Origin of the sequence: Flavobacterium sp. LMO8 (genome assembly GCF_009495755.1) — a bacterium.
GTDB lineage: Bacteria > Bacteroidota > Bacteroidia > Flavobacteriales > Flavobacteriaceae > Flavobacterium.
The window spans coordinates 292811-318931 of the sequence record NZ_WIBJ01000031.1 but is presented as its reverse complement, the minus strand read 5'-3'; the positions used below and the strand labels follow the sequence as shown (position 1 = coordinate 318931).

Here is a 26121-nt window from a genome sequence, read left to right as displayed (position 1 = left end):
GTATCAAATTTAAAATGGTTTTTAGTATTTTTACATCAAATCTCAATACATGCAGTTTTCAGAAAGGCGAAATATTACGCGTTGGTTTATCATATTTGCTTCCTTTTTCATTGTAATTTTAATACTTTGGAATACCTATAATTTTTTCCAAATTTTTAAAAATGAAGAACGAGCAAAAATGGAGTTTTGGGCAAGTGCTCTTACCACGATTGCTAATGCGAATGAAAATACCGACATAGAACTTCCTTTGCAAATAATTACAAAAAATACAACCATTCCTATTTTTATTACTGATAGTAAAGAAAACATTATTGATTTTAATAATATTGATGAAGAAATTTCAAAAGATAGTATAGCTTTAAAAAAATATTTCAATTCGGTAAAAAATGACAACCTACCCATTAAAATGGAGCGCTCAAACAGTAAATATCAATTGGTTTATTATGGAGATTCGCCTTTATTGAATAAATTGAAATATTATCCTATTGCTTTATTATTGATTATTATTTTGTTTGGCGCTGTAGTTTACAATTTTTATCGCGCTACTAAGATGTCAACTCAAAATAAACTTTGGGCCGGAATGGCAAAAGAAACCGCACATCAAATTGGAACACCATTGTCATCGTTAATTGGTTGGTTGGAAATTTTGAAAATGGAAAATATTGAAGAAAGTACGATTATTGAAATTGAAAAAGATATTACAAGATTACAAACTATTACAAATCGATTTTCAAAAATAGGAAGCGAACCCGTGCTAGAAAAACGCGATATTATTGAAGACACAAAAAACACAGTTGATTATTTACAAACCCGAGTTTCACAGCAAGTTGTTTTTACTTTTAAAGCTCCCGAACATCCTATTTATGTAGAAATTAATCCCGCTTTGCACAGTTGGACGATTGAAAACTTAGTTAAAAATGCGATTGATGCCATGAAAGGTAAAGGAACATTAGATATTACGATTTCAGAATTGGAAAATATGATAAAAATTAAGATAACCGATACTGGAAAAGGAATTCCAAAAAATCAATTTTCAAAAGTCTTTGAACCTGGCTTTACTACAAAAAAGCGTGGTTGGGGATTAGGGTTATCGTTAACAAAGCGAATTGTTCAGGAATATCATAAAGGAAGAATAAAAGTGGAACAATCGGAAATAGGAAAAGGAACAACAATGTTATTACAATTTATGAAAATTTAATTTTTTTTGTAATTTTTTTTTTGTAATTTTAACATATTAACTATAAAATTAATATCTATGGAATTTTTGTATTTTCTTTTAATTGGAGCAATTTCAGGATGGCTAGCAGGTCAATTTTGGAGAGGTAGTGGATTTGGTTTAATTGGTGACATTATTATCGGAATTGTTGGAGGTGTTTTTGGAGGATGGTTAGCAGGAAAACTAGGGATTGCTACAGATGGAGGTGTTATCGTACAAATTCTTGTAGCTGCAGTAGGCGCATGGATTTTATTATTTATTATTGGAATGATTAGAGGTAATAAATAAAAAATTAAATCCTGAAATAAAAAATTTCGATTTCAGGATTTTTTTTATAAATAACTTGTAATTTTTTTTGCTAATTTTTGAAATTCTTCTGGTGATAAACTAGTTTTTCTTTGAAAACGCATATCATCCATGTCTTGAAGCGGAATTAAATGTACGTGAACGTGCGGTACTTCTAATCCTACAACAGCAACACCAATTCGTTTACATTCAACTGATTTTTCAACAGCTTTTGCCACTTTTCTAGAAAACTTCATTAATCCTAAATAATCCTCTTCTTCCATATCAAAGATTTTATTAATCTCTTGTTTTGGAATACATAAAGTATGTCCTTTTGCATTAGGATTCACATCTAAAAAAGCCAAATAGTTATCGTCTTCGGCAATTTTATAACAAGGAATTTCTCCGTTTACTATTTTAGTAAAAATACTAGCCATTTTTAATGTATTATTAGTCTCTTGTGATTTCTAAAACATCGAATTTCAATACGCCATTTGGCACAATGATTTCCGCTACCTCACCAACCGATTTTCCTAACAAACCTTTTCCAATAGGAGAAGTTACCGAAATTTTCCCTGTTTTTAAATCCGCTTCACTTTCAGCTACTAATGTGTATTTCATTTCCATACCATTAGCCTGATTTTTAATTTTAACAGTAGACAACACTAAAGCTTTTGATAAATCTAATTGTGATTCATCAATCAAACGAGCATTTGCTACAATTTCTTCCATCTTAGAAATTCTCATTTCTAATAATCCTTGCGCTTCTTTAGCAGCATCATATTCTGCATTTTCAGACAAATCTCCTTTGTCTCTTGCTTCTGCAATTGCTTGTGATGCTTTAGGGCGTTCTATACTTTTAAGTTGATCTAATTCGTCTCTTAATTTTTTTAATCCTTCTGCTGTGTAATAAGATACTGTACTCATGACTTCATTGTTTATAAAATAGAAAGAATCCCACCTGCATGGGATTCCTTTTCACAAAGATAGTAATTTATTTTTAATATTAATTTATGTATTAACGTAATGTTTAGTCAAAAGTAATTAATTAAATTTGTTTAACAATTGATAGTAAAAATTCTTATGAAAAAGTACCTCATTTTATTTCTAGTACCTTTCTTTTTTGGTTGTAACAAAGAAGAGATTCAAAACAACAACCCTTATTTGCCAAATTATCCTGTGAATTTAAATATTAATATGAGTTTACCTCAATATAGTAATTTATTAAGTCCCGCTAATGCAGTATATGTTAACGCTGCAGGACAAGGGATAAGAGGAATTATTATTTTTAATACAGGTAGCGGTTATGTTGCATATGATGCCGCATGCCCAAATCAGGCGCTATCATCATGTTCAACAATGTATGTAAATGGTATTGATGCGGTTTGTCCATGTGATGACGTAAGATATAGTTTGTTTTCAGGTCAAGCACAAGAAATGCAATACCCAATGATACGTTATCGAGTGGAACAATTAGGAGAAGTTTCTCTTCGCGTTTATAACTAATAAAAAAGCCTGAAAAATAAAACTTTCAGGCTTCATTCAACTTAACTTATTTTAACTAAAATTTTAAGGTAGCTCCAACTAAGAAATTAATTCCCGCTTGTGGATAGTAACCTGCTCCTTCATATGTAATTGGACTTCCTGAAGAATCATCATCATACGTATAGAAATATCCGTTTGATTCGTATTCTACATCAAAAACATTGTTCACTAATGCTGAAAAAATAATGGATTTAATTCCTTTATTAATTTGCCAATCGTATGAAACATTGAAATCATTGATAAAATAACTGTCTAATTTAGAGTTTTCTGAATCGATATTTCCCATATATTGTTCGCCAACAAATTTTGACAATAATGATAATTGTAAACCTTTAACTGGTAAATACGAAAATCTATTTCCAAAAATAAGATTTGGAGAATAAGCAATATTAGTATTTCCTAAATTCTGAACCACACCATCTCTTTGAAAATAAAATTTTTCATTTCTATTTTGACTCAAGGTGATGTTTGGATTCAAAAACAACTTATCTGTTAAAGCAATTGTAGATTCTACTTCCAAACCTAATCGATAACTTTTTCCACTATTAGTAAAAATTGGCGAACCAACATCGTTTAATGCACCAGTCATTACTAATTGATCATTGTATCGCATATAAAATGCGTTTACGTATAATTTCACTTTTTCTGAATTGTATTTCCAACCTAATTCATAATCAAACAAACGTTCTGGTTTTATAGCTCCACTTTCGTAATCATCTCGTCTTGGCTCTTTGTTTGCAATTCCAAAATAACCATAGAATGAATTTTTAGTGTTTAATTGGTAATTCAAACCTGCTTTTGGATTAAAGAATCTAAATGTATCATTTACATCATCAAATTTTACACTTGTGGCATCGTAAAACACCATTCTGTATTGAAAATCGGCAAATAAATTCAACTTGTTTGTAACGTTGTATGATGCTTTTGTATAGAAATTCACATCATCTTTATTTCCATAATCGTCGTAATATCTATTTGAATTTGGAGTATAATTCTGAGTCCAAACTACTTCACCATAATGTAATCCTAAATAACGATTGGCAGCACCACCAAATAATAAATCAGTTTTTGCTGTTTTATAATTTAAAGAAAATGTTGTTCCGAAGAAATCATTATCTAACCATCTTTTTCTAACTAAATCAGAAATTGAATTTCCATTAAAATCAGGCAAATTATAATCGGTTAAATCTTCATCTTCTTTGTATTGTTCGTAATAACCTTTTCCAATAGTGTAATGCAATGCCGCATTTGAAATCCATTTCTCCGACCATTTCTCTGTCCAATGTAATTGAAAGTGATTTTGCCAATAATTATCGGTTTCATTGTTGTAGAATTGCATATTTCCGAATTCATCGAAATACATTCCAGCAGGATTAAACGTTCTACTTCCATTTAAATCTTCTGTTCCGTACCATGCTTGATAGGTTTTTTCTTTTCCTCCAAATGCCATTAATTTTATTAAAGTAGATTCTTTTACATAATTAGCATTGAAAAAGTATCCAAACATATTTGATGTTGCTCTATCAATAAATCCATCCGAAGAAATGTTGGAAATTCGTCCGTTTAACTCAAAATTATTATACAAGCCTGTACCAAAAGACAACGTATGTTTTCTCGTGTTAAAGCTTCCGAAAGAATTTGCAACTTCAGCGTATGCTTTTTCTTGATACGATTTAGTTTCCATGTTTAAACTTGCGCCAAAAGCTCCTGCTCCATTGGTTGAAGTTCCTACACCACGTTGAAGCTGAACACTTTCCAATGAAGAAGTAAAATCAGGTAAATTCACAAAAAAGGTTCCTTGACTTTCACTATCGTTAAAGGGAACTCCGTTTAAGGTAACATTAATTCGAGAACCATCAGATCCACGCACACGCATAGAAGTGTAACCTACTCCATTTCCTGCATCTGTTGTACTAACGACAGAAGGCAAATATTGCAACAAAACCGGCACATCTTGACCTAAATTTCGAGGTGCAATTTCTTCTTTGGAAACGTTTGTAAATGTAATTGGATTTTTGTCTTTTGCTCTAACCGACGAAACCGTAACTTCTTTAAGTTCGGTAACTTTTGTAGTGTCTTTCTTGATTTCTTGTGAATAAGAAAAAAGAGCAAAGAAAATTGAAAATAGACTTAAAAAAGTCTTTGTACTTGATTTGAATAAAGTTTTCATTCGTAAAATAAATACGAATAAAAGGGGCAATTATTCCTTGGTTAAAAATTAATTTTGATACTCTGACTCCAATAAACGTGCACATTTATTTTTGTCAATTCCCTAAACAGCATTACCTGTTCTAGGTTCTATGGGTATGATCTCAGCTTTGAATCTGTCATTCTGAAAGAATCTAAGCACCCCTTTGAGACGGGGCAAAGATAAAGCAATATCAATGACAATTACAAGAACAATTTCAAACTTTCTTATATTGATTTTTGAACTTGCGCTTGCCCTTGCGTTTTTAAAAATTTGGCTTTTTTCTGTTTTGCTTTAAATTACTCATTACTTTTTTAGCATTAAGTCGTTTTTCTTTTACTGCTCTTGGAATTTTAGTTTCTTTTCGTTCTTTTGGAACAACCAAAGCATTTTCAAGTAACTTAAAAAATTTCTTAATGACTTTTTCTTTATTTTTTAGTTGACTTCTATCTTCTTCACTAGTTAAAATTAAAATTCCGTCTTGCGTAAGTTTAGTCGCAATTTTAGTTTGTAACAATGACTTTTCATCATCTGTCAACCCCTTTGAATTGACCAAATCAAAATTTAGCACTACTTTAGAAGATACTTTATTTACGTTTTGTCCTCCTGCTCCGCTACTTCTAACTGCTTTAAAATTTAGCTCCGATAAAACAACATCTTTATTCATGTACAGGTTGATGAGCAGGTTTCAGTAAATCATTAACCGTTTTCACGGGATTAAAAGTTTCCAATGGCACTTCAACAAAAAGTGTAATCCATTTAGCCATAGCGCCATTCCACAAACCCGGTAGTTCAAACGCCTTTATTGGCTTACCATTTTTAGTCTTTTCTGTTATAAATGCAGCTTCAGGGTCTACAAATTGTAATAAATCAAATTTATTTCCCTTAAAATCTTTAACGCTACATACTAAATCTACTGGATTAAAATGTGTCGAATTTTGAAAAATTTCTTTTTGCTTCAAATTTAATAGATCAATTTGAGAAGATTCGACAATCTGTAACGTACTTCTTCCTTTAGAATCAATAACCCAAAACGGACCTCCACCAGGCTCTCCTTCATTTTTAACCATTCCACAAACCCGGATAGGTCGATTCAATATTTTTGTTAAATATTCAATTTGGTAATTCTTTTGAAACATACTGAATTCTTCTGATAACGGAAACGATAATTTTGTTTCGACAAATTCAATTATTTCTTTAAGCAGATCATCAGAAATTGGTTGAGAAAGGAGTTTTAAATATTCGAATACTTGATATTGAATTCGAAGTAAAACTCCACCTAATAATTTTTTGTTTTGAATTTCTACATTACCATTTCGTAACGAAACGTTGTCAATATTTTTTATAAAAATAATGTCAGAATGCAACTGATTTAAGTTTTCAATTAAGGCTCCATGACCACCTGGTCTGAAAAACAATTCACCATTTTCCAATCGAAATGGTGTATTATTATCTGTTACTGCAATGGTGTCGCTTGATTGGTTTTGATAGGAAAAGGTAGATTGTACATCTTTATAATTTGATAATATTTTTTCAAAATCTATTCTGAAATTTTCAGTAACCGTAAAATGAATTTTTGTTCTTTCATTCTCTTTTCTAAACAATTCAGATTCTTTCACATGCTCATCAATAGGAGTTAAAATCTGACTATCATATTTATGAAAAGGCAAAATTCCTTTTGGTTTATTAGCAAAATTCAATCCTTTATCACTTAATAATGCAGTAACTATAGCATGAACTTTACGATCTGAATGAAAAGAATCATAATCCGGAAAAAGTTGCCTGGTTGTTTCTTTTAATTCTGAATGAAATGGAAAATTTCGAATTCCAACAATAAACAAATTCAAACTTTGAACATTGTATTTATTGATATAACTAGTAATAGTATCGGTTTCTGGATTGAAATTATTTAAAAATTCGCTTAAAAATTGAAACATTCGTGTTGCAGCACCAGAAGCTGGAACAAATTTTTCAATGCTATATTTATTTTTATGTTTATCAAAATAAGTAATAAAATCAGCTTTAGTTTCTTCATTAAATTTATAAATCCCATCTTCTACAGTAGCCGATTTTAATAAATTAATTTTAGGAATTCCATATCTAAAGTAATGCAATTGTTGCATAATTTTATCTAATGAATTCCCACGTTCAACTATATATTTTAAATCTGCTTCGCTAAATAATTTTTCCATTCTAAATATCCTAAAATAGCAATAATTGTAAATAATAAAAACTGCATACTGGAGAAGGTCAATCCTTTATAAAAGTACAAAGGCACCGAAATAAAATCGGCTACAATCCAAATAATCCAGTTTTCAATCTTTCGTTTGGCCATGAGCCACATTCCTACAAAAAACAAAGCAGTTGTAAGCGTGTCTACATAAGCCGTCCAATGGGTAAATTTATCAAAAAAATGGTAAACCAACGCAATAAATAGTAAGGTTCCTGTAAAAATTAAGGTAGAAATAAAATAATCTTTTCGATTCATAACGGATATTGGAAATTCGTCCGCTCCATTTTTCTTTCTTGTCCATAAATACCAACCTAAAACACTCATTATGGAATAGTAAATATTGATGATAAAATCGCCAAACAATTTCCATTCCAACAAAATATATACAAAAATCAGTGTGCTGACTAATCCTGTTGGATACACTAAAATATTATTCTTTCTGGCGAATAAAACGCTAATTATTCCAAATACAACAGCTGTTAATTCAAGAAAAATAAAAAGATTAGAATAGTCTTTATATTGAGAAAAAAGTAACTCTATCATAATGAAAAGAAATTACTATCGTTTTCAAATGCGGTTCCAATAACAACCAAATCAGCTCCAGCATTGTACACTTCTTGAATGGTTTTAATGGAACGAATGCCGCCTCCTACAATCAACGGAATTTCGATATTTTGAGCAACGTAGCGAATCATTTCTAACGAAACATGCTGATTAGCGCCACTTCCTGCTTCTAAATAAATCAATTTCTTCCCTAAAAACTCGCCTGCTTTTGCCGTTTTATAGACCAATTCGATATTGTCTTGTTCAATCGGTTGCGTTTGACTTACGCGTTGCACAGCTGTTTCTTTTCCTCCATCGATTAGTAAATAACCTGTTGGGATAATTTCTAAATTAGATTTAGCTAATATATCTACCGAATTAATATGATGTTCAATTAAATATTCTGGATTTCGACCTGAAAGCAAACTTAGAAATAAAATTCCGTCTGCTTCATTGGAAATCTGGGATGGATGGCCTGGAAAAATTAAAACGGGTAATTGAGTAGTTGTTTTAATAACGGAAATCAGTTCGTCTAAATGCGTTCCATTGAAAGTGCTTCCACCCACAAAAACATGTGTGGCTGGTGACATTTTAATTTTATCTGACAAAACAATTGCTTGTTCAATTGAAACCTTTTCGGGATCGATTAGAATAGCCAATAGTTTTTGATGGTTCTTTTTAGCCTGAAGTATATTTTGATATAGGTTTTGCATTTTATTTATTTAGGAAAGCACACACAAAGATATACTCTTCTACTTTATAAAATTGTATATTAAACTTTTCTATTTGATTATTAAAATGCAATTCAGCCGAACATTTCCCATCTTTTAAATCAAACTCATCTTCAAAAATATGCTCTGGAAAACTGATTCCTTTTTCGTTTTTGATTTTAAAAATAGATTCTTTTATACCCCAAACCACAGTTGCCTTTTCCATTTGTTCAGAAATTGAAAGATTTTCTAAGTGCTTTACTTCCATAAATCTTGGAGCAATCTTCAAAGTTTTTTCTTTGAGTTTTTCTAAATCAATTCCCATCAATTCATCACTAATAGAAATACATGAAAATTCGTGCGAATGCGAAATAGAAATGTGCTTACCATCACTTAAATGAGGTTTTCCAGCTTCATCATAAGTTAAATCATAATCGGTATAACCCAAATGTTGTAACAACATTCGAACAGCTAAAAATCCTCTTTGATGTTCTTCAGATTTCATCCCTTCTAAACGAAAAAGCGAAGTATCACGTAACGAAACCGCTCTAAATAACGAAGTTACGTCTTCTGTAATGTGCCAGAAGTACGCAGTAGTATTTTCGTTGATATGTATAATTTTATGTAGCGGCATTTATATTTTGTTGTTTTTCAAATCGTTAGAAAATTAAACAATTCACAAATTAATAGAAATCTTTGAAAAAATAAAAAGTTATTTTGTAATTTTGCACTCTAATTTTAGAATATACAAATATACATAATAGATGAGTACACAAACATTACCTTATGTAGCTTATAAAGTGAAAGATATTTCACTTGCAGCTTGGGGAAGAAAAGAGATTGAATTAGCAGAAGCTGAAATGCCAGGTTTAATGGCTTTAAGAGCAGAATACGGAGCAACTCAACCTTTAAAAGGAGCTAGAATTGCTGGATGTCTTCACATGACAATTCAAACTGCTGTTTTAATTGAAACTTTAATTGCTTTAGGTGCAGAAGTTACTTGGTCTTCTTGTAACATTTTTTCAACTCAAGATCAAGCTGCTGCTGCTATTGCTGCTGCTGGAATTCAGGTTTATGCTTGGAAAGGTTTGAATGAAGAAGATTTCGATTGGTGTATTGAGCAAACTTTATTCTTTGGTGAAGATAGACAACCATTGAACATGATTTTAGATGATGGTGGAGATTTAACGAATATGGTTATTGACCGTTACCCAGAATTAGTTGCTGGAATCAAAGGTTTATCTGAAGAAACTACAACTGGAGTTCACCGTTTATACGAAAGAGTAAAAGCTGGAACTTTACCAATGCCTGCAATTAACGTAAATGATTCAGTTACTAAATCTAAATTTGATAACAAATACGGTTGTAAAGAATCAGCTGTTGATGCAGTAAGAAGAGCTACAGATATTATGTTAGCTGGAAAAAGAGTAGTTGTTTGTGGATATGGTGACGTTGGAAAAGGAACTGCGGCTTCTTTCCGTGGAGCTGGTTCTATTGTAACAGTTACTGAAATTGATCCAATTTGTGCTTTACAAGCAGCTATGGACGGTTTTGAAGTTAAAAAATTAGACACAGTTATCAAAACTGCTGATATTATTATTACTACAACAGGAAATAAAGACATCGTTTTAGGTTCTCACTTTGAGCAAATGAAAGATAAAACTATCGTTTGTAACATTGGACACTTCGATAACGAAATTGATATGGCTTGGTTAAACAAAAACTTTGGTCATACTAAAAACGAAATCAAACCACAAGTTGATAAATATACAATCAACGGAAACGATATTATCATTTTAGCTGAAGGTCGTTTAGTAAACTTAGGTTGTGCTACTGGTCACCCAAGTTTTGTTATGAGTAATTCATTTACTAACCAAACATTAGCTCAAATTGAATTATGGAACAACAGTGCTGCTTATAACAATGACGTTTATATGTTACCAAAACATTTAGATGAAAAAGTAGCGATGTTACACTTAGCTAAATTAGGAGTTGAATTAGAAACTTTACGTGATGACCAAGCAGCATATATTGGTGTAGAAGTACAAGGCCCATTCAAACCAGAATATTACAGATACTAATATTTAGTAAATAGTGAAAAGTGATTAGCAAATAGTCACTTAAAACATATTAAAACCCTTGCATTCCGACTATTCGGAAATGTGAGGGTTTTTCTTATACCAACTATTTTTCAACAAATTAGCAACAACTTTAAACTTTTGGCGTTAAATTTGTACTAATCATCAATCATCAAAATCAATCATCATGTTAAAACGTTTTTTTATGTTATGTTCGGGCGTAGATTCCGACATAATTAATAGCTGTTCCAATGGCGAGCAAAACAAATATGCCGGAATTGGAGCTACCGTTTTCTTCACCGCCGTAATGGCTTCTATTGCAAGTTCTTATGCGCTTTTTACTGTTTTCGATAATGCTTTTATTGCAATTGCTTTCGGATTGGTTTGGGGTTTGCTTATTTTTAATTTAGACCGATTTATTGTGTCTACCATTAAAAAAAGAGATAGCTTTTTAGACGAATTTATTCAGGCAACACCACGAATTGCTTTGGCGATTATTATTGCTATCGTAATTTCAAAACCTTTGGAAATTAAAATCTTTGAAAAAGAAATCAATACGGTTTTACTAAAAGAGAAAAATGAAATGATGTTGGCTAACAAAAAACAAGTAGCCAATTATTTTCAATCGGATTTAGATAAAAACAAAGCCCAAATTGATAGTTTAAAATCGGATATTCTTAAAAAAGAGAAAGAAGTAAACGATTTATATTCCGTTTACATCACCGAAGCAGAAGGAACTGCTGGAACTAAGAAGTTAGGCAAAGGTCCGGTTTATAAAGAAAAACGTGAAAAACACGATGCTTCATTGCAAGATTTAGCCACTTTAAAAGCTGCAAACCAAGCAAAAATTACCGATTTAGAAGCCAAAGCAAAAACATTACAAACCGATTTAGACAAAAAAGTCACCGAAACCCAACCGATTATCGAAGGTTTCGACGGCTTAATGGCTCGAATAAATGCGTTGAATAAATTACCTTTCTTACCATCGTTTTTCATTATGTTATTGTTTTTAGCGATTGAAACTTCGCCCATTATTGCCAAATTATTATCGCCAAAAAGCGAATACGATTTCAAACAAGAAGATAACGAAATGGGAATCAAAAATATGTTGGCGCAAAATCGTTACCAAAGCGAATTACAAAAGAAAACCGATGCGGAAATTTACGATAAAGTCTATGCCGACATCAAAGAAGATAAAGAACTGTACAACTACAAAAAGAAAAGCGCTACGGAATTACTAAAACTCCAAGCCGATGGTTTTGTGGAGAAGCAAAAAAAGTCAATGTAAAAAAGAAACCCGATAATTACTTATCGGGTTTTTAGTTAAATTTTATGGCAAATATGAATAGCCATTTCTACTTTTCCAAAGGAAATATTTTTCTAAAATTACTTTATTGAAATCATAAATTACATTTGGAATCATAATGGCAAAAGTTCTTGGTTTAAAAAGACTTGTTGACAATAACAACACTTCTTTTTTACCAGCATCCATAACACATAATCCCGGAATTCTACCCCATGCTTTTTCTTTTAATTTTGTTTTACCTTCGGTAACTCTAATGATGTTTTCGGCTACAATTTTACCAGTTTCATCGCTTGGATAACCTGTTTTTGGAGAAGCAAAAGGCACTTTTCCTGGTGTAAATGGTAGCGGAACATTAACGGCAATTCCGGCAGCCCAAACATTTGGATAATCTATATGTTGGTAACTGTCTTTAACAGGAATATAACCCGTTGGTGTAGCATGTAATTCAGGAGAATTGGTTACAAATTCCACTCCAATAAACGGTGGCATCAACATTGAGAATTTGAATGGTAATTCTTCACCATTGGTCAATTTGATTTTATCTTCGGTAACTTCTTCTACTCCAACTTGTGTTTTATAGTGAATATTAAACATACTCATGAACGATTTCAACATAGTTTCTCCCATTGGCATTCCATCGATTCCAAAATGTCCTAAATAATCTTCTGGTGTTATCCAATATAAATCTACTTTTTTACGAATATTTTGCTCGCGAAGCCATTTTTCAACATTGAATAAAAATTCATAAGCAGCTCCCATACAACCAGCGTTTTGAGTCGCTCCAATTACAATTGGACCTGGATTTCTTTTGAATTCTTCCAAAGCTTTTCTGGCTTTCATGGCTCCATTTGGAGTTCCTATATAATGGGTATATTCAGCAACGCCTGGTGCAACATCATATTTTACTTTTGGACCCGTTGCTACTACTAAATGGTCGTATTTATAATCGCTTTTTTCTGTTGTTACTACTTGATTATTTACATCTACTTTTAACGCTTCTGCATTAACAAAATCAACTCCTTTTTCAGCTAAAATAGCATCCTTTCTAAAAGAAATGTCTTTAATATCTCGTCTTCCAAAAGGCACCCAAATTAATGATGGGATAAACAAAAACAAAGGTGATTTATCGATTAAGATTACTTTATGTTGGTCTTTACCTTTTCTTTTTATCTCTAAGGCTGCAGTCATTCCTGCGAAACTTCCTCCTATTACTACTGTTGTTGTCATTATATCTTAGTTTTATAGTATAAAGTTACCTCATATTAAGAATATTATCTGTTACAAAAGTTACACAAAAAAAACCTGAAACGTGAATTTCAGGCTTCAAATAATATTCCTATTTTATTATAGATATTTTAAAATTTCTGCTTTTAATCTGTCGTATTCTCCTTGAAGGATTAATCCGTTATCCAATAATTTTTTATAGTTCTGAAGTTTCGCAAACAATTCGTCTTGCGATAAATGAGCTAACCCTTTTTCCTCCGAAATTGGAGCTTCTACTTCCGTATCACGAATAACATCATTTGGAGTAGGCATTAACTCTGCAAAATGAGTCACTTCTTCCGCTTGAATTTCTTCTACAACTTCTGATTCTTGAACTGGCGATTCAATTGGAGCTTCTGCTTTTACTTCTTCTACAACTGGAGTGGTTACTTTTGGGTTTTTCAACAAATCCAATTGCTCTTTTGCGTAAGTATATAATTTTCTCGCTTGATTTTTTGGTAAATAATCAACTGTATGGGTTAAATCGGAATTAGTTGTAAAGGTGAAATCAGCACCTAAAATACCTTCTTTTACAAACGAACCTGCAATATCATCCCAATTGTAATCAATGAATTCCATTGACAATCCTAAATTCTTAGGCTTACATAAAATGATACGTTTGTTCGTCACCACAATGCTATCTGGAAAAATAGTTACCGCTGGTTTTTTCTGAACGGCAATATAGCCTACTTCTTCGTTCGACATTAAAAGATTCTCCAATTTAGCCGTGATTTTCTCAATAGCTTTTGGATCTTGATCTTCGTTTAATATTTTTTTTAAGTTGTCTATCATAATTTATTTCAAAATTCTATATTCAAAATTGAATATTCAACATTTATTTTTTATACCTAGAAGGTTTTGAAAACTTCGTAGCAAATCAATGACAAAAGTAATGCCTAATTCTCTAATTCTTGAATTTCTTGTTGGACTTTTTTCGTTAAACTTTTGAAAACAAGTTCGTAGGAATGATTAATCAATTCGCACATCATTTTATCGGAAACATCGCCATGAAAACGAACCGTATTCCAATGTATTTTACTCATATGATAGCCTGGTTCAATAGCTTCATATTCCGCTCGAAGTTCCAAAGCGCGTTCTGGATCACATTTTAAATTTAACGATGGTGCTCCTTTTTCCCATTCGGATAATGATGTTAAGCAAAACATTTTTCCACCTACTTTAAACACCAAAGTATCTTCATCAAACGGAAAATGTTCAGTGACGCCTTTTTTAGATTGACAAAATTCGTAGAGTTGTTGAATGTTCATTTTTGAGTGATTAGTGAAAAGTAATTAGTAATTAGTTTTTTCTAAATAAGTTTTAAATCTCATATATTTAAATGAATAATCACTACCAGTTTCGGGTTTATAACCATCTTTTTTTACTTCTATAGCTATGAATGCACTTTTAGGGATTTTGATTTCATAAAACCCATTTTTATCAGATTTCAAGTCATAATTATCTTTCCCAAAATATTCACTGTAATTTAAAATTCCATTATCACTTTCATAACGTTGATTTTCTACTTTGATTATGGCATTTTGAATGGGCTTATTTGTTTCTATATCAAAAACATAACCAGATAAATAAACATTTTTGGTATCCGTAGCTGAATAAAACCAAAAAGCTAAATACATCAAGAATAAAATTATGATTGAGCCCGATATTATAAAAATTTTTTTCATAAATAACTCCTTACTCCAAACTATATAAAACTGGTTTCGATGGTGAAGCATCATTTTCAAACGAAGCGAATTGTAAATTCAGTATATAACTTCCATCTTGAATTTCTTCATTAACGTAAATCATTTCCGTAATCGTACAAGTAAAACGAGCATCTTCATTTACTTGATTCACGTCTTTTACATTCCAAAATGCTTTGTGTGCTAGTAATTTTCCTTCATCGTGTTCTTTGTCGACACTTGGTAAATCGATTAATAAATGTTGAATGCCTTTTTCTCTAATAAAAATCGCAGCCGCTTCTTCTAAGTAAGGCGGATTCATATTGGAATAATTCAAATGCTTTTTACTTTCAGGATTTGGCAAGGTTCTGATGATGATGGCTTCAATTGAATCGTTATTTGTCTTATCGAGCGCAGTCGAGATATGTTCTTTTGTAATAACTAAATCTTCTCCAACCTTTTTTGGCTCAACAGAAATCAATTCCGCAGTAAAGAAAAACTGTTTTAAAGATTGGTTAATCGAATAAAAATCGCGTGTAATATGCCCTAAACATTCGGTATGCGTACCATGCGCGTGCGGATTGAAGAAAATATTATTGAAATTCGTAGACGATTTTCCTTCCGAAACTTTTCCTATCCAATCACCCATTTTTACAGGTTCAATTTCAGGAGCGTTTTGATACCATGCAATCGGGTTTTGGTCATTGTTTGTTAATGGAATGGAAATATCAATTGGTTTTGATAGGTCTATTTGTATGTTGTTGATGGTTGCTTTCATAATTTAACCACAAAGGTCACAAGGTTTTTCACTAAGTCCACAAAGCTTTGTGTTTCATTGTGCTTTCTTTGTGTTCTTAGTGGTTAATAATCAATCCAAATTTAATAAAAATAAGTCGGAAGCTATTCCGTCACTCAAAAACTTTCCTTTTTTTGTAGTTCTTAAAATGTTATCATCTACAAACAACAAATGATCTTCTATGAATTTTGCTGCTTGTTGGTTCAGATAATCCAAATAAGTTTTCCCAAATTCTTGTTCGATTCGTTCTAAAGAAACACCCCAAATCGTTCGTAAACCCGTCATGATATATTCGTTATAGCGGTCGGTTTTGGTTAAGGTTTCAATTTCGATTGGTAATTTATTTTCTTGAATCGATTTGATATAAAGTGAATTATTTGACACATTCCAACCTCTATTTTTTCCATCATAACTGTGTGCTGACGGACCAATTCCGATGTATTTTTTACCTAACCAATAACTCGAATTGTTTTTGGAAAAATAATTTTCTTTCCCAAAATTCGATAATTCGTAGTGAATGAAACCATTTTCCGAAAGTTTGTCAACTAAAATATGAAAATGTTCTTGTGCGACTTCATCATCAGGTTGCGGAATGATTCCTTTTTGGATGAACGTATGCAAAGCCGTTTTAGGCTCCACCGTTAACGCATAACTCGAAATATGTGGCACACCAAAAGACAATGCGGTTTCAATGTTTTGCAACCATTTTTCATTGGACATTTCTGGAACTCCGTAAATTAAATCAATAGAAATGTTATCGAAATATTGAGTGGCAATTTCTAAACATTTTTTAGCTTCTTCTAAATTGTGCGCGCGATTCATCAACTTCAAATCGTCTTCAAAAAAAGATTGAATTCCAATTGATAAACGGTTGACTTTATTTTTTGAAAGTTCAATTATTCGATTCTCTGTTAAATCATCGGGATTAGCCTCAACCGTGATTTCAGGATTTTCGACTATTTTGTAGTTTCGATACACTTCATCAATCAAAAATTTCAAATCTTCAATCTGTAATATCGAAGGTGTTCCACCACCAAAATAAATCGTCTCTACAATCTCATCTTGAAACTCACTTTTGCGCATTTCAATTTCTTTAGCCAATGCTAAAACCATCTCAACTTTCTTCTTCAAATTAGTTGAAAAATGAAAATCGCAATAGTGACAAGCTTGTTTGCAAAAAGGGATATGGATGTAGATTCCGCTCATATTTAAGTGCTCAGTGTTCAGTTTTTAGTGTTCAGTACTAGATACAGTTGTATTTAGTTTTCAGATTTTGAACCGAATTTTCCTGGGTTTAAAATCATGTAATTTATTAATCTTCCTACTTCTTTTGATTTTTCAGTCAAATTGTCAAATGTGTTTTGAGTAATATATTTACAAGCTAAAGCATATTCTAACCAACCTTGTGTTTCGGAATTTTCTGCATCAGCATCAGTTAATTTGCTGTGAAAATATTTTGGATATTCCCTTTTACGGTAAGCTTCAGCTATTGTGATTGTTACACTTCTTGAACTTCTTCTAATTTGATCTGTTAAAGAATAAGTTTCTTCTTTTGGAAAAATTTTTGATATTTCAAAAACTTCCATTGCAACATCAAATCCTTTTTTATAAGCTAATAAATCTTGAAATCTCATATTGTTTTTTAACACTAATTATACTGAACACTAAAAACTGAGCACTGAGCACTATTTTTTTACTCTCGATTCATTCTGTTTCACAAAAGCATCCCAACCCGAATAACTTTTCCCCACTTCAACTCTTCCCGAATTGAAAAAATGACAAACGGCTGCTGCTAAACCATCGGTTGAATCAAGGTTTTTTGGTAATTCTTTTAAACCTAATAATTGTTGGAGCATTTTGGCTACTTGTTCTTTGCTGGCGTTTCCGTTTCCAGTAATGGCCATTTTGATTTTTTTAGGTTCGTATTCTGTAATGGGAATATCTCTCGAAAGTCCGGCTGCCATGGCAACGCCTTGCGCTCTTCCTAATTTCAGCATCGATTGTACGTTTTTACCAAAAAAAGGCGCTTCAATAGCAATTTCATCTGGATTATGAGTGTCGATTAATTCTATGGTACGTTCAAAAATGACTTTTAATTTCTGATAATGGTTGTCGTATTTGGACAAAATGAGTTCGTTCAACTGTAGAAATTCCATTTTCTTGTTGACTACTTTGATTAATCCAAAACCCATAATCGTCGTTCCTGGGTCAATTCCTAATATGATGCGTTCGTTTGCCAAAATTTTGTTTCAAGTTTCAAGTTTCAAGTTCAAAGTTTTCGTTTCTTTGTACCAATGATTTCAATTCCTCACAAAGCTAAGCAATTCCTTGTTTTTACCATCAAACTTTTGATTGTAATTGGTGCGTTTTATTTTATTTATAACCAAATTGCAGAAAATTCAAAATTAGAATGGAGTAAATTCCAGACTTTGGTTTTGGAAAAAACTTCCATTTTAACCATTCTATTTATTTTATTATTTAGTGTTGCGAATCGTTATTTCGAAATTTTAAAATGGCAGAATTTAGTAAGTTTTATCAAACCGATTTCCGTTGGCGAAGCAAGTAAACAAGTTTTAGGTGCTTTAACAGCTGGAATTTTTACACCAAATGGTTTGGGAGAATACGCTGGAAAAGCAATGTTTTTCAAAAAAGAACAAACTAAAAAAGTGGTATTTTTAAACTTGATTTGCAACGGAATTCAAATGATTTTGACTATTATTTTCGGAACTATTGGATTGATTTTAATTGGGTATTGGAAATGGGCAATAGCGATAATTGGAATAGCAATCGTATTATTTATGGCTTCCATTCTTTCGAAAAACATCACAATAAAAGGTTATTCCATTCAGAAATTGTTTCACAAAATCAACGAAATCCCAAAGAAGATTCACCGAAAAAATATTTTGCTTGGCGTTTGTCGATACTTGATTTTTTCGCATCAGTATTATGTTTTATTTCTGGTTTTTGATGTAGATTTACCTTACCTAAATTTGATTAGTTCGATTGCTGCGGTTTACTTTTTAGCTTCTTCGTTACCGAGTTTTCAATTTTTAGATTTCGCCGTAAAAGGAAGTGTAGCGATGTTTTTCTTTGGAAAATACGGAGTTAACGAATGGATTGTAATTTTCATTAGTACCTTGATGTGGTTTTTAAACGTAGTTTTACCCGTAGTGATTGGAAGTTATTACGTGATGCGATTTAAATTGAATACTTCAAAATAGTTTATTCGTATGTTGGAATTAATTCTCGGAATCGTTTTTCTCATTTACCTCCTATTCATTGGGCAACTGATTTATGGATTTAATCGAATGAAACATTTTGCTAAAAAAGAATTTACTCCAAAAACATCTTTTACCATTGTGGTTCCTTTCCGAAATGAAAAAGAAAATCTTCCGAATTTATTGCATTCGATTTCGCTATTGAATTATCCGAAGGAATTAGTGGAAGTAATTTTGGTTGATGATGACTCAGAAGAAGTGTTCAGTGTTCAGGATTTAGTGTTCAGTTTGAAAGTAATTAAAAACGAACGGAAATCAAATTCACCAAAGAAAGATGCGATTGAAACAGCGATTCAAGTTGCCAAAAATGATTGGATTATTACTACTGATGCAGATTGTTTGGTTCAGAAAGATTGGTTGACGATTTATGATCAATATATTCAGGAAAATGAAGTGGAAATGATAGCTTCTAGCGTTTGTTATGTTCCAAAAAGTGGTTTTTTATCCGCTTTTCAGAATTTAGATTTCCTGAGTTTACAAGGTGCTACGATTGGAAGTTTTGGAATTGGGAAACCTTTTATGTGTAACGGTGCTAATTTTGCCTATTCCAAACATTTTTTCAAGGAATTAAACGGTTTTCAAGGAAATGAAACCATTGCCAGTGGTGATGATGTTTTTTTATTGCAAAAAGCAGTTTCAGTTGCTCCTAAGAAAGTTGGATTTTTATTGGCTAAAGAAAGTATTGTCGCAACAAAACCAGTAGAAACTTGGTCTGAATTATTTCAACAACGTGTTCGTTGGGCTTCGAAAAGCACAGGTTATTCTTCAGTTTATGGAAAGTTGCTAGCGCTTGTGGTTTTTGGCGGGAATTTGGCTTGGATACTTAGTTTTATACTTTGGTTGACAAGCTTATTAGACCAAAACATTTTCATGCTATTCGTTGCTTTGAAATTCCTAATCGATTTTATTTTGATTTACAAAACCGCTAATTTCTTCGAATCGAAATTACAATATGTGTTGGCAAGTAGTTTGTTGTATCCGTTTTTTAGTGTTTCGGTGGCGGTGTATTCATTGTTTGGAAAATATAGTTGGAAAGGGAGAAATTTTAGAAAATAATTGGCTTAAACACGAATTTTACTAATTAGCACAAATTGTTTTTAACATATAAGTCATGTAAGTTTTTTGAAGTGGACATTTTTTTCGAATTAAGTTCATATAAGATTTTAAAAATTATTGAAATTTCTTAATTCTGTGTTCCCAACTTGAAATTGAAGTTGTACTTGATTTTGCCCTTGCTTATTTCTCTATTTTAATAATCACCGGAAGCACAAATTGTGTTTTTACTTTCACACCTCTTTTAATCGCAGGTTCTACCTTTGGAAAATCGGATAATCTTGAAGTTAAAATACTATCGATTTTTGTTTTATCTGCTAAAGCGATGCTGTCGTTTGGATATTGCGTTTCAAATTGTATACTCGAATCAGGATTTACGGTAATTTTTACGTTGATGGTGTCAATTTCTGGATATTCAAATCGTAACGTATCAATTCCTATTCGTTCTTGTATGGTTTGTGCTAAGTAATCGAAAAAACATTGTCTTTTTATTTCCGTATCTTTTATCGTATCACATTGTAAAACTGATGGAAATTCATCCACTTCTTCCCAATTAATTTTTTTCAATTCTTGTTCTAACAATTCTTTCTCATCAGGAACTTCTTTATCGAAGTACTGACAGGAAACCATAAAAATTAAAAGAAATAAACCAGAAAATAATTTCATTATTTGATTTTTAATGCATCATAAAAAACAAAGTTATAAATTTGTTAGACAATAACTAAAATCTTATGGAATACTTTTTACTGATTCTGAGTTTGCTTTTAATGATAGTGGGAATTATTGGTAGTTTACTTCCTGCTTTACCAGGTCCGCCTATTAGTTGGGTTGGAATTTTGTTGCTTTATTTTTGTCCTGGAATGGAAACGAATTATTGGTTGCTGGGAATCACTTTAGTAATTGCCATTGTGATTGGAATTTTAGATTATGTAATTCCTGCACAAGGAACCAAATATTTTGGCGGAAGTAAATACGGCATTTGGGGAACGAATATAGGTTTGGTTGTTGGTTTGTTTTTTCCGCCTTTTGGATTTTTGATTGGACCGTTTTTAGGCGCCTTAATCGGCGAACTCATTTACAACTCAAACGAAGGAAAACGTGCATTTAAAGCGGCTACAGGTTCGTTCTTAGGTTTCTTAGCGGGAACGTTTATTAAGTTCTTAGTGAGTTTACTTTTCTTTGGATTATTCTTTGTTTTGGTTTGGCAGAATAGAGGAATTTGGTTTTGATGGTTTGGACGGGACTCGAACCCGATTAATTTTTTGTAATAACAACAAGAGATTTCAAAGTTTAATTTTAAATAGCTACCTTTTTGAGTTACGTTTTCGAAATGAATGATTGTTTTAACGAATATAATTTTAATGTAAATTGGACTAAAATTACTTGTACAAACTTGTAATGATACTGATATAATAGAAAAAATAATATCTTTGTAATTGATTATGAGTCCTGTAAAGGCAAATTTTGCTTAAATTGTTGTTTTTCAAGGAATAAAATAATAATAAATGATTAAAATTTAGAAATTATGGCAGAGCACACTTTTATTATACGCACAGAAACTCCAGAGCAAGAAAGTGCTTTAAAAGCATTTGTAAAAGCTTTAAAAATGAAGTTTGAGATTTCTAAAGAAAAAACATTTGTTTTATCCAGTGAACAACAAAAAGTATTAGATAGTCAAATAGGTTTAGATAAAAAACACTACACAGATGCTGACATTGTTTTTGCCGATTTAAAAAACAAATATGGCTTATAAGATTATTGTTTCGCCAATAGCAATCAAGAACATTGATAATGCTGTAAATTATTACATTGAAGAAGTTAGTAAAAAAGTAGCGATTGATTTTTTAAATGATTACAAGAAAACCTATAAAGATTTACAGAAAAACCCTTTTTATTCTTTTCATGATAGTAATTACAGGTATTTGCCTTTTAAAAAATTTCCTTTTATCGCTTTCTTTTTAGTAGATGAACCTACAAAAACCGTTTTCTTAAATGCTGTTTTTAACACTCATCAAAATCCTAACAAAATAGAGAAATTGTAATTTATAAATACAACAAAACCTTTTCAAATAATAAAAAATACTAACTTTTCAACGGTTAGGATTTCTTGTTTTTACTATTAAAAAAACGGCATTTCTGAATCATACATCAATGCCGTTTAATTTTTTGCAAACTAGTTAACTAATCCTAGTTTAATTTAGGATTTATGAATTGTTAGAGTTCTTTTTTCCTCACTTTGTAGGCACAAATTGCAAATCTGCGCTAGCGTTGCGGGGAGATATCCGAGCGGTCGGGGGAGGTTTTTAATAGTTTTATATTTTAATTTTGCCAAGCAACAATAATATTCCCAAAATAACAAAACCAACACCTGCCATATAACCTCCAAAATCTTTAGTCGGAAAAGTTTTGTTAGGATGTTTATAAGTATAATATGCTACAAAAACTCCTATTATTATAAAACCTATTGCTTTTAAAACATTCATATATAATTAATCTTTACTTAATGATTCCTCTTTTGCCTTATCAATTGCTTTGTCTACAACTGAATTTATAACGGTTTTTGTTGCTTCTTGAGTAATTTTACTATCAATTTTAGCCCCTGCCGCTTGTCCAACTGCAAGTGCTGTAAGTCTAACAGCTGCATCTCCACCTTTCTTTTGGTCAATATCTGCATTGATTAATAGTAAATTTGATGTTTTGTCCATCCCATCCCCAAACTTGTAGGCGCCAACACCAGCAGTAACAAATTGTGGCTGAGCTGTCATAACCCCTCCTACTACTAAGACTACACCACCAGCCTTTACGTACGTGCTACCTTTACCTAAATCTTCTCCAAACTCTCTCATTCCTTTAGTTCCTGTATATTCATTTCCGCTACTACCTTGCATAGCACTATCCAAACCTAATAAAGTATTTTTAAAGTTTTTCCAAGATGAAAAATCTCCAAAATTAGATTGCGTAGTCATTGTTACACCTCCGTCTGCATCAGTTGTAAATGTTGATACCGAAGGATTACCATTACTGTTTACCGATACAGTTCCTCCAGTTTTTTCAGCATATTTTTCTGCACGTGCCATTCTTCTTTCGGATGAAGTACTTCCAAATAAACCAAATAGGTAGCGTCCGTCAGGGTCTATATTTGTTAAAGGACTATTTTTTACATACACATAAGCTGAATTATCATAATATTCTTCTGCTAGAGGGTCAATATTAAACCATCTTCCTAAATCAGGCATGTAATTTCTAAATCCATAGTTATAAACATTAAGCCCTAGTTCATCTTGATATTCTTTGCCATTGTATTTATACTTATACGCCTTTGTAAAACTTGACTAAACCACATAAAGCACCTCAACTTTTTACCAAATAAGAACGTTCCAACTTCATTTTCTGGATAACGAAAATAAGATTAATCTTATTGTTTTCCTAACTTTTGAGCATAAAAAAAGCCCTCGATTTGAGAGCTTTAATTTGCATTAACTTCTAACTAAATTTTTATCGATAATTCTAAATGACCACCCAAACCTAGTTCTACAATCTTTTGAAGCGTTGAAAATCTAGCTTCTTTTACATTATTTTCAATTTTTGAAATATATGATTTTGTAGTTCCAGCCTTTTCAGCAAGTTCTTCCTGTGTTAAACCTTTTTGAATTCTAGCCTCGTGAATCATTGCACCAATTCTAAAATTGTCGTAGCCAATTTCCAACTCATCACGTTTAGCAGTTCCTACTTTTCCGTAATGTTTGTCTTTAAATTGGTCTAATGTTTTGATGTTGTTATTTTTCGTTTTACTCATCGCTATTTATTTTTTTTCTGGAATTCGTTATTTCCAATTCATATTCGTTTTTAATTTTTATTGCTTTTTCAATTTCATTCTTTGGAGTTTTTTGGGTTTTCTTTTGGAATCCATTCGCCAACACTACCAATTGTCCTTCGTCAAAAAAACAGAATATTCTAAAGATGTCGCTACCTTGTTGAATTCTGATTTCAAATAAGCCGTCCGTATTTTCAATATGTTTAAGATATGTTTCGGGAATTCTTTCTAATTCTTCAATTAATTGAAACGTCCAGATAATTTTATTTTTTACTTTATCTCGCTGTTTATCAAAGAATTCTTCAAAATAATCTTTATAAAAAATGATTGTTCTTTGTTTATTCATGTTACAAATATACAAAAGTTGTACCAAAGTGCAACTTTTATTTTAAATTTTAGGAAAATACCTGTCTATCAATTCCCACTCGTTTTTAGAATCCGATTTGATGTATTTCTCCGTTGTTCCAATCCATATAGTACTGCGAGTTCTTGCGTTTGCAACAATGTTAGTTTTCGTTCGTTTAACCAATTACAATTTTCAAACAAAAAAAAATCCTAACTTTTAACGGTTAGGATTTCTTGTTTTTACTATTAAAAAAACGGCATTTCTGAATCATACATCAATGCCGTTTAATTTTTTGCGAACTAGTTAACTAATCTTACGGTTTTTATAAATTTTGAACATAAAAAAACTCCCAAATTTGGGAGTTAAGTTCTTGCGAATTTTATTAATGATTCAATATCTCCATTGTCAGCGAGCCTTATCGATTTAATATATTCTTTTCTAACTTCATCAGCTTTAACCATATTGGAACTATGCCATGAAAATATTTCTTTTTCAAAAATTGATTCAACAATTATATCGGCCATCAATCTTGAATGTCTACCATTACCATTCGGAAAACAATGAATATTGACTAATCTATGCTTGAATCTGATTGCTATTTCGTCTGGCGGAAAAGTATCATTATCAATCCAATAACTAGTATCATCTAATAATACTTTTAAATCAGTCCAAATATTTATCCATTTTACCCCAATATTTTTTTCTGATTGTCTAAATTCCCCAGCCCATTTCCAAACTTTACCAAACATTCTTTTATGTAATGCTTTTATAAAATCCTCAGTCAAAACCTTATCTTTTTTCAACTTCTGTCTCATAAGCCATTCAACCGCATTTTCAATATTTAATTGTTCATATTCATCTAATTCAGCATGTGTTGTTATGGTCTTTATTAAAAGCCCTTCTTTTTCTTCTTCGCTTAGTGGTGTTTGACCATCTTCGTATTGTAATTCTAATCCCATAATGATCTACGTACTTCTCGTTTTATTTCACTTGCCAAATCTTTTATTGCTTTCTGAATTTGTTCTTCGCTATTACCTTGATTCTCAAGTTTCATGTTGTGATTTGTTCTTAAAACAATTTTTCTAGCTAATTCTTCGGATTTATATTCTATAAAATTTTCAATTGAACCTTTCTTAGGAACAAATCCGTAAACAAATTTCATATCCAATACATTAGCTATTTCTTTGAGCGAATTTAAAGAAATAGATTCATTTGCTTCTCTTTCCTCAATCTTTTTCACTCCTTGCTTTGTAATATTCAATCTTTCACCTAATTGTTCAAGCGTCATATTTAAAGCCGTTCTAATACTATATACCCATCCTTTTTCAGGAATAATAACATTTTCAGTTTTTTGGAAAGGTTTTATCTTTCTATCCAATTGCTCTATTAATAGTTTTTTTTGATTTCTCATTACGTATATGTTTACAAAACTTTACAAATGTAAACATATTTATTTACATTTTAAAAAAATAGTAAACACAAACGATTACTTTTTAATATTTAAGTAAATTTATAAGATTACTTTTAAAAAAAATAGTACACTTAAAAGTTTACTTTACATAATAAAAGCAAACATAAAAGATTACTTTATAAAATTAGAAAATACCTGTTTATCAATACCCGCTCGTTTTTAGCATTTGATTTGATGTATTTCTCCGTTGTTCTAATATATATACTTTACGAGTTCTTGAGTTTATCTCAATGTACCAATACAATTCAGTGCACAAAAAAACGGCATTTCTGAATCATACATCAATGCCGTTTAATTTTTTGCAAACTAGTTAA

General features: G+C 31.4%; 32 protein-coding genes, 1 pseudogene and 1 riboswitch. Of the genes and pseudogenes, 10 read left to right on the top strand and 23 right to left on the bottom strand.

What is annotated here, in order from left to right:
• Positions 1-49: 49 nt before the first annotated feature.
• Together GFJ94_RS09415 and GFJ94_RS09410 are read left to right on the top strand one after the other, a co-directional pair.
• Complete coding sequence (locus GFJ94_RS09415; protein WP_153201289.1) at positions 50-1198, top strand: PAS domain-containing sensor histidine kinase; 1149 nt, start codon at positions 50-52, stop codon at positions 1196-1198.
• A gap of 57 nt (positions 1199-1255) precedes the next feature.
• A complete protein-coding gene (locus tag GFJ94_RS09410; protein WP_153201288.1) occupies positions 1256-1504 on the top strand; it encodes a GlsB/YeaQ/YmgE family stress response membrane protein in 249 nt (82 codons plus the stop codon).
• Positions 1505-1548: 44 nt separating this feature from the next.
• Here the strand turns inward: GFJ94_RS09410 and GFJ94_RS09405 are convergent, their stop codons facing one another.
• Positions 1549-1938, bottom strand: a complete 390-nt coding sequence (locus tag GFJ94_RS09405; RefSeq protein ID WP_153201287.1) for an HIT family protein — start codon at positions 1936-1938, stop codon at positions 1549-1551.
• A gap of 13 nt (positions 1939-1951) precedes the next feature.
• Positions 1952-2428 carry a transcription elongation factor GreA gene (gene greA / locus GFJ94_RS09400; protein ID WP_153201286.1) on the bottom strand — a complete coding sequence of 159 codons (477 nt, stop codon included), beginning with the start codon at positions 2426-2428 and terminating at the stop codon, positions 1952-1954.
• A gap of 156 nt (positions 2429-2584) precedes the next feature.
• Between greA and GFJ94_RS09395 the strand changes: the two genes are divergently transcribed.
• Positions 2585-3007, top strand: coding sequence for a hypothetical protein (locus GFJ94_RS09395; protein ID WP_153201285.1), 423 nt, complete (start codon positions 2585-2587; stop codon positions 3005-3007).
• Between the two features lie 55 nt (positions 3008-3062).
• Here GFJ94_RS09395 and GFJ94_RS09390 read toward each other — a convergent pair whose 3' ends face one another.
• From GFJ94_RS09390 to GFJ94_RS09365, 6 genes are all read right to left on the bottom strand, one after another.
• Positions 3063-5216 (bottom strand): TonB-dependent receptor, encoded by a 2154-nt coding sequence (locus tag GFJ94_RS09390; RefSeq protein WP_153201284.1) that lies wholly within the window; start codon positions 5214-5216, stop codon positions 3063-3065.
• Between the two features lie 81 nt (positions 5217-5297).
• Positions 5298-5410: riboswitch (TPP riboswitch) on the bottom strand.
• 89 nt (positions 5411-5499) lie between these two features.
• A complete protein-coding gene (gene arfB / locus GFJ94_RS09385) occupies positions 5500-5901 on the bottom strand; it encodes an alternative ribosome rescue aminoacyl-tRNA hydrolase ArfB (RefSeq protein ID WP_153201283.1) in 402 nt (133 codons plus the stop codon).
• A complete protein-coding gene (locus GFJ94_RS09380; RefSeq protein ID WP_153201282.1) occupies positions 5894-7426 on the bottom strand; it encodes a DUF4301 family protein in 1533 nt (510 codons plus the stop codon). The genes arfB and GFJ94_RS09380 overlap by 8 nt, the downstream gene beginning before the upstream one ends.
• The gene (gene pnuC / locus GFJ94_RS09375) at positions 7396-8010 is read right to left on the bottom strand and encodes a nicotinamide riboside transporter PnuC (protein WP_153201281.1); all 615 of its coding nucleotides are present in this window, start codon (positions 8008-8010) and stop codon (positions 7396-7398) included. The genes GFJ94_RS09380 and pnuC overlap by 31 nt, the downstream gene beginning before the upstream one ends.
• Positions 8007-8723, bottom strand: a complete 717-nt coding sequence (locus GFJ94_RS09370; protein WP_153201280.1) for a geranylgeranylglyceryl/heptaprenylglyceryl phosphate synthase — start codon at positions 8721-8723, stop codon at positions 8007-8009. Before GFJ94_RS09370 ends, pnuC begins: the two co-directional genes overlap by 4 nt.
• A gap of 1 nt (position 8724) precedes the next feature.
• The gene (locus GFJ94_RS09365) at positions 8725-9354 is read right to left on the bottom strand and encodes a 4'-phosphopantetheinyl transferase superfamily protein (RefSeq protein WP_153201279.1); all 630 of its coding nucleotides are present in this window, start codon (positions 9352-9354) and stop codon (positions 8725-8727) included.
• Between the two features lie 130 nt (positions 9355-9484).
• Between GFJ94_RS09365 and ahcY the strand changes: the two genes are divergently transcribed.
• Positions 9485-10801, top strand: a complete 1317-nt coding sequence (ahcY, locus tag GFJ94_RS09360; RefSeq protein WP_153201278.1) for an adenosylhomocysteinase — start codon at positions 9485-9487, stop codon at positions 10799-10801.
• A 184-nt stretch (positions 10802-10985) separates the two neighbouring features.
• Positions 10986-12086, top strand: coding sequence for a DUF4407 domain-containing protein (locus GFJ94_RS09355; RefSeq protein WP_153201277.1), 1101 nt, complete (start codon positions 10986-10988; stop codon positions 12084-12086).
• Between the two features lie 42 nt (positions 12087-12128).
• On the opposite strand, the gene GFJ94_RS09350 is transcribed toward GFJ94_RS09355, so the two are convergent.
• The 8 genes from GFJ94_RS09350 to ruvC form a co-directional block, all read right to left on the bottom strand.
• A complete protein-coding gene (locus tag GFJ94_RS09350; RefSeq protein ID WP_153201276.1) occupies positions 12129-13331 on the bottom strand; it encodes an NAD(P)/FAD-dependent oxidoreductase in 1203 nt (400 codons plus the stop codon).
• A gap of 117 nt (positions 13332-13448) precedes the next feature.
• Positions 13449-14159 carry a PH domain-containing protein gene (locus tag GFJ94_RS09345; RefSeq protein ID WP_153201275.1) on the bottom strand — a complete coding sequence of 237 codons (711 nt, stop codon included), beginning with the start codon at positions 14157-14159 and terminating at the stop codon, positions 13449-13451.
• 104 nt (positions 14160-14263) lie between these two features.
• A complete protein-coding gene (locus GFJ94_RS09340; protein WP_153201274.1) occupies positions 14264-14635 on the bottom strand; it encodes an MmcQ/YjbR family DNA-binding protein in 372 nt (123 codons plus the stop codon).
• Positions 14636-14659: 24 nt separating this feature from the next.
• On the bottom strand, positions 14660-15052 hold the full coding sequence (locus GFJ94_RS09335; RefSeq protein WP_153201273.1) for a hypothetical protein: 393 nt from the start codon (positions 15050-15052) through the stop codon (positions 14660-14662).
• A gap of 10 nt (positions 15053-15062) precedes the next feature.
• Positions 15063-15827 carry a cyclase family protein gene (locus GFJ94_RS09330; protein WP_153201272.1) on the bottom strand — a complete coding sequence of 255 codons (765 nt, stop codon included), beginning with the start codon at positions 15825-15827 and terminating at the stop codon, positions 15063-15065.
• A gap of 90 nt (positions 15828-15917) precedes the next feature.
• Positions 15918-17051 (bottom strand): radical SAM family heme chaperone HemW, encoded by a 1134-nt coding sequence (gene hemW / locus GFJ94_RS09325; RefSeq protein WP_153201271.1) that lies wholly within the window; start codon positions 17049-17051, stop codon positions 15918-15920.
• Positions 17052-17104: 53 nt separating this feature from the next.
• Positions 17105-17479 (bottom strand): four helix bundle protein, encoded by a 375-nt coding sequence (locus GFJ94_RS09320; RefSeq protein WP_153201270.1) that lies wholly within the window; start codon positions 17477-17479, stop codon positions 17105-17107.
• Positions 17480-17530: 51 nt separating this feature from the next.
• Positions 17531-18085, bottom strand: a complete 555-nt coding sequence (ruvC, locus tag GFJ94_RS09315; protein WP_153201269.1) for a crossover junction endodeoxyribonuclease RuvC — start codon at positions 18083-18085, stop codon at positions 17531-17533.
• Between the two features lie 54 nt (positions 18086-18139).
• Between ruvC and GFJ94_RS09310 the strand changes: the two genes are divergently transcribed.
• A complete protein-coding gene (locus GFJ94_RS09310; RefSeq protein ID WP_153201268.1) occupies positions 18140-19066 on the top strand; it encodes a hypothetical protein in 927 nt (308 codons plus the stop codon).
• 87 nt (positions 19067-19153) lie between these two features.
• Positions 19154-20179, top strand: a complete 1026-nt coding sequence (locus tag GFJ94_RS09305) for a glycosyltransferase (RefSeq protein ID WP_370513814.1) — start codon at positions 19154-19156, stop codon at positions 20177-20179.
• A gap of 180 nt (positions 20180-20359) precedes the next feature.
• Here the strand turns inward: GFJ94_RS09305 and GFJ94_RS09300 are convergent, their stop codons facing one another.
• The gene (locus GFJ94_RS09300) at positions 20360-20842 is read right to left on the bottom strand and encodes a hypothetical protein (protein ID WP_203228652.1); all 483 of its coding nucleotides are present in this window, start codon (positions 20840-20842) and stop codon (positions 20360-20362) included.
• Positions 20843-20907: 65 nt separating this feature from the next.
• Between GFJ94_RS09300 and GFJ94_RS09295 the strand changes: the two genes are divergently transcribed.
• From GFJ94_RS09295 to GFJ94_RS09285, 3 genes are all read left to right on the top strand, one after another.
• Positions 20908-21405, top strand: coding sequence for a DUF456 domain-containing protein (locus GFJ94_RS09295; protein WP_153201266.1), 498 nt, complete (start codon positions 20908-20910; stop codon positions 21403-21405).
• Between the two features lie 296 nt (positions 21406-21701).
• Positions 21702-21929: a DUF2683 family protein gene (locus GFJ94_RS09290; protein ID WP_153201265.1), complete on the top strand. Its 228-nt coding sequence runs from the start codon at positions 21702-21704 to the stop codon at positions 21927-21929.
• A complete protein-coding gene (locus tag GFJ94_RS09285) occupies positions 21919-22218 on the top strand; it encodes a type II toxin-antitoxin system RelE/ParE family toxin (RefSeq protein ID WP_153201264.1) in 300 nt (99 codons plus the stop codon). Before GFJ94_RS09290 ends, GFJ94_RS09285 begins: the two co-directional genes overlap by 11 nt.
• Before the next feature lie 270 nt (positions 22219-22488).
• On the opposite strand, the gene GFJ94_RS09280 is transcribed toward GFJ94_RS09285, so the two are convergent.
• The 6 genes and pseudogenes from GFJ94_RS09280 to GFJ94_RS09255 form a co-directional block, all read right to left on the bottom strand.
• Positions 22489-22659 (bottom strand): hypothetical protein, encoded by a 171-nt coding sequence (locus tag GFJ94_RS09280; RefSeq protein WP_153201263.1) that lies wholly within the window; start codon positions 22657-22659, stop codon positions 22489-22491.
• Positions 22660-22665: 6 nt separating this feature from the next.
• Positions 22666-23478: pseudogene (locus tag GFJ94_RS12715) on the bottom strand (RHS repeat-associated core domain-containing protein); the annotation flags it as partial.
• Between the two features lie 185 nt (positions 23479-23663).
• Entirely contained in the window at positions 23664-23972 is a 309-nt protein-coding gene (locus GFJ94_RS09270; RefSeq protein WP_153201262.1) for a helix-turn-helix domain-containing protein, read from the bottom strand.
• Positions 23965-24336, bottom strand: coding sequence for a type II toxin-antitoxin system RelE/ParE family toxin (locus tag GFJ94_RS09265; RefSeq protein ID WP_153201261.1), 372 nt, complete (start codon positions 24334-24336; stop codon positions 23965-23967). Before GFJ94_RS09265 ends, GFJ94_RS09270 begins: the two co-directional genes overlap by 8 nt.
• Positions 24337-24698: 362 nt before the next feature.
• Positions 24699-25295: a mobile mystery protein B gene (locus tag GFJ94_RS09260; protein WP_153201260.1), complete on the bottom strand. Its 597-nt coding sequence runs from the start codon at positions 25293-25295 to the stop codon at positions 24699-24701.
• Positions 25286-25747 (bottom strand): mobile mystery protein A, encoded by a 462-nt coding sequence (locus tag GFJ94_RS09255; protein ID WP_153201259.1) that lies wholly within the window; start codon positions 25745-25747, stop codon positions 25286-25288. Before GFJ94_RS09255 ends, GFJ94_RS09260 begins: the two co-directional genes overlap by 10 nt.
• Positions 25748-26121 lie beyond the last annotated feature (374 nt).